Source organism: Shinella sp. M31, from assembly GCF_049199205.1.
Taxonomy (GTDB): Bacteria; Pseudomonadota; Alphaproteobacteria; order Rhizobiales; family Rhizobiaceae; genus Shinella.
On record NZ_JBLZPH010000024.1, the window covers coordinates 13,556 to 17,315 of the forward strand.

Annotated in this window: 4 protein-coding genes; 2 read left to right on the top strand and 2 right to left on the bottom strand. The window is 64.1% G+C overall.

What is annotated here, in order from left to right:
• Positions 1-223, bottom strand: a 223-nt coding sequence (locus ACOZKU_RS04395) for an FAD/NAD(P)-binding protein (RefSeq protein ID WP_421577832.1), incomplete at its 3' end; no start/stop codon positions are given.
• Positions 224-636: 413 nt separating this feature from the next.
• On the opposite strand from ACOZKU_RS04395, the gene ACOZKU_RS04400 reads away from it, so the two are divergent.
• On the top strand, positions 637-1,737 hold the full coding sequence (locus ACOZKU_RS04400; RefSeq protein ID WP_421577833.1) for an acyl-CoA dehydrogenase family protein: 1,101 nt from the start codon (positions 637-639) through the stop codon (positions 1,735-1,737).
• A gap of 40 nt (positions 1,738-1,777) precedes the next feature.
• Here the strand turns inward: ACOZKU_RS04400 and ACOZKU_RS04405 are convergent, their stop codons facing one another.
• Positions 1,778-2,242 carry an Rrf2 family transcriptional regulator gene (locus ACOZKU_RS04405; RefSeq protein WP_314093358.1) on the bottom strand — a complete coding sequence of 155 codons (465 nt, stop codon included), beginning with the start codon at positions 2,240-2,242 and terminating at the stop codon, positions 1,778-1,780.
• 488 nt (positions 2,243-2,730) lie between these two features.
• Here ACOZKU_RS04405 and tauA point away from each other — a divergent pair, with 488 nt between their 5' ends.
• A complete protein-coding gene (gene tauA / locus ACOZKU_RS04410) occupies positions 2,731-3,735 on the top strand; it encodes a taurine ABC transporter substrate-binding protein (RefSeq protein WP_421577834.1) in 1,005 nt (334 codons plus the stop codon).
• Positions 3,736-3,760: the final 25 nt, after the last annotated feature.

Consider the following 3,760-nt stretch of genomic DNA (forward strand, 5'->3'; position numbering starts at 1 on the left):
TAAAATGGTCGGGCCGATCGGCAAACAGGCTCATGCGGCCGGCGGGAACGTTGAGGCGGTGGCAATCGGCCGTCGTCGCATAGGCGATGCCCCTGCCCTGCGCTTCGCGCGCGCCGACGAGGCTGATGCGTGCCGTCGGCGGTGCCAGTTCAACGAGATTGAGCGCCAGCGCCACGGCCGAAAAACCCGAACCGATGACCGCCACATCCGTCTCTTGTCTCATTCCGTTTCCTCCCGAAGGATGACGCGAGCACTCTAGCGGCATTTATCTACAAAATCTATAGACTATTAATCAGCGATCCCCAGATCGGGAGAATGGCCGTCGCACTGCTTGGTTCCAAGCCGGGTCCGGCCGCAGCGATCCGCCCGCTTGAATGGAACGGAGCCGGTGTTATTCTGCGCCGGCATCGACGCCGTGATGCGGGAGCGAGGAACCAGATGGCGGATTTTTCATTGTGTCTTTCGCTCTCTAAATGGCCGTCCATGTGGGGCAGCATTGCCTGCCGCGCGAAAGGCCCCGGCCCGTCCGGCTTTGAGCCCAGCGCCAAAGCGATCTATACAATGTCTATAGAATATGATCTTTTGCCCGACCGAACCAGCGCACCCTGAAACCACCTTCCGCAAGGAGCTGACGCCATGGGTACGATTTCATCAGCGCTTGACCGACCGGTGCGCACCGCCGCCGTGATCGGCACCGAAGACGAAGCGATACATGTGGCCCGCACGGTTTCGGGCCTGTTCGATCTTTCCGGCCCGGCGGCAAACGGCACGGCCGAAGCGCGCCTCGATCTGCTTTCCCGCTCCGGCCTGTTCGGCATTTCCGTTCCCACCGAACAGGGCGGCATCGACGTGTCCAACACGGTGCTGGTCGCCGTGTGCGCGGAGGCCGCGTCGCATTCGCCGACCCTCGGCGAGATTCTTGCGGCGCATTTCACCGCGCTCGAACATATCCGCAGCTTCGGCACCGAGGGCCAGCGCAACACGATCTTTGCCGCCGCCCGTTCGGGTGCCCGGCTCGCACGAGCCGTCGGCCGGCGCAATGGCGCCGAGCTGGAGGCGCTGCCGCTTGCCATTGTCGGCCTCGCCCATCGCCTCAGCGGCGAGGCGCTGTCGACGCCCTGCACGCGCCATGCGGACTGGATGCTGATCCCCGTGCTCGGCGATGGCGGCAAGACCGCCGGCCTGCTGTTGCCGACCCGCATCGACGGCCTGCGCTACGCCGCCAACAGCTGCGAGCCCGGCCCGGGCGGCGTGCAGCCCGCCGAGCCGGTCCTGTTCAAGGACGTGCTCATCGATGGCGACGTGTTGCTGCATGCCGCCGGCGAGGCGCCGCAGCCACCCGTGCCGCACGCGCTCGATCTGCTGCTGGAGGCGAGCCGCCATCTGGGTGCCGGCCGCCGCGCGCTGCGGCAGGTTCTGGAAGGAGCAACGGAACCGGCCACCATCGGCCTGCTCTCCGCCCGCCTCGCCGCGGCGGAGGCCATGGCCGAGGAAGCGGGTCGCGCGATCGACGCCGCCCAGATCGGCCTCGCCGGACAGCACCGGACAAACGCCTTCCTTGCCGCAACGGCTGCCCTGACGGTCGCGCAGGAGGCGGCGAATGCAATACGGGAGACCGGATCGGTCGGGATGGAAAAAGCGGAGCAAACCTTGTCGGCCCCGTCACGGGCCGCCCTGGAACAAAGCGGCCGCCTGCTGATCGAGATGCACCGGCACGCGTCGGAAGCTGAGACCTGACAGCGCTTCGGCCCGCCGCATGACGGACCATGAAGCCGGTTCAGCCGACGCGCTTTTCCAGCTCTTCCTCGTCGATGATCGCGGCGGCGCCGGGAACGGCGACGAACTGTTCCAGCGTCATCGTATCGAGAATGGAGGCAATGGCGTCGCGCACATCGGTCATGGCGCGGCGAACCTGACAGGTTTCCGGATCAGCGCAATCCTCGCAGGCTTCGAAGGCCGTGCGGCTGGCGCAGCGGATCGGTGCGAGCGGACCGTCAAGCACGCGGATGGCATGGCCGATGCGGATTTCAGAGGCGGGATGCGACAGCGAATAGCCGCCGCCCGGCCCCTTCTTGGAGCGCAGCATGCCGGCATTGCGCAGTTCCAGAAGGATCGTGTCGAGAAACTTCTTCGGAATGTTGTTGCGCAGCGCGATCTCGCTGACGAAAGCCGTTTCACCGGGCGCAAGCCGCGCCAGATCCACCAGGGCTTTCAGTCCGTATTTTCCCTTTTTCGTCAGCATGTGCGCCTGCTTTCCATCCGCATGTCTTAATCGGCCGGATCACCCGGCGGCGCGAAACCGTCTGTCGCGCTCTCCAGATTGGCCCGTCGTCTTCGGGAAGATCGTTCGGTTCACCCATGACGGGTGATTCCGGCTCATTCTAGGCACCGAAGTGCGAAAAACATATAAAAACGGTATAATTTATTTGCGCCGACCGTCGCAAGAAGAACAGCCCTGGATTTTCGCGTTTACACGCGGTTTTGCTGTGATACGTGCCCTATTCGCATCATTTTCTGCCGTCTTCGACCCCAAACCCCGCAATTTGCGCTTCTGCCACCCCTAGTAGGGTCGCGCACCCCGTTCCACGACAGCCTGCGATCAGCGAAAAACCAATTGCGGCGCGGCCTTAAAATTGAGGCGAAAATTTCTCTACTAAATTCATAGATTATATAATCTCAATTTACCGGCCCGCCCAGAGAGCTCGGGCAACGGAAACTTGAGGAGAGATCATGACCATTACCCGCAGAACTCTGCTGGCCGCCACCGCCGCGCTGACGCTGGCCGCATCCTTCGGCACGGCCTTTGCCGACGACGTCACGCTCAATATCGGTTACCAGCCGATCGTCGAGCCGTCTCGCGTTCCCCAGGCCGACGGTACCTATGAGAAGGTGACCGGCGCCAAGATCAACTGGCAGAAATTCGACGGCGGCGCCGACGTGATCGCGGCCATCGCCTCCGGCTCCCTCGATATCGGCTATGTCGGCTCCTCGCCGCTCACCGCCGCCGCCAGCCGCGAGCTACCGATTGAGACGATCTTCGTCGTCGGCCTGATCAGCGAAGCCGAGGCGCTCGCGGTGAAGGGAATCGAAAAGCCCGGGGACCTCGCCGGCAAGAAGATCGCGACGCCCTTCGTGTCGACCGCCCATTACAGCCTGCTGACGGCGCTGAAACATTGGAACGTCGATCCGAAGTCCGTCGAAATCCTCAACCTGCGTCCGCCGGAAATCGCGGCTGCCTGGGAGCGCGGCGACCTCGACGGCGCCTATGTCTGGGATCCGGTCCTGTCCGAGCTGAAGAAGAGCGGCAAGGTTCTTGCGACCTCGGCCGACGTCGCCAAATGGGGCGGCCCGACCTTCGACGCCTGGATCGTCAGCAAGAAGTTCGCCGAAGAGCATCCCGACGTCGTCACTGCCTTCGTGAAGGTGACGGGTGACGCGACGGCCGCCTACCGCGCCAATCCGGATGCCTGGAACGCCACCTCGCCGGAAGCGGAAAAGATCGCCCGCCTCACCGGCGCCAAGCAGGACGAGGTTCCGGCGCTCCTCAAGGGCTATATCTTCCCGACGCTGGAGGAACAGGCCGGCGAAGCGCTGCTTGGCGGCGGCACGGTGAAGGCGGTTTCCGATACCGCCGCCTTCCTGCTCGAACAGGGCAAGATTCCGGCCACGCTCTCCGACTACAAGCCCTACGTCTCCACCCGCTGGGTCACGGACGCGACCAAGCTCGCCTACTGACCGGGCGAACATCCTGCGGCGGAGG

What these genes read in the sequence shown, in the direction of transcription:
- ACOZKU_RS04400 (WP_421577833.1), top strand. Translation starts at nt 637, where the DNA reads ATGGGTACGATTTCATCAGCGCTTGACCGACCGGTGCGCACCGCCGCC.
- ACOZKU_RS04405 (WP_314093358.1), bottom strand. Translation starts at nt 2,242, where the DNA reads ATGCTGACGAAAAAGGGAAAATACGGACTGAAAGCCCTGGTGGATCTG.
- tauA (WP_421577834.1), top strand. Translation starts at nt 2,731, where the DNA reads ATGACCATTACCCGCAGAACTCTGCTGGCCGCCACCGCCGCGCTGACG.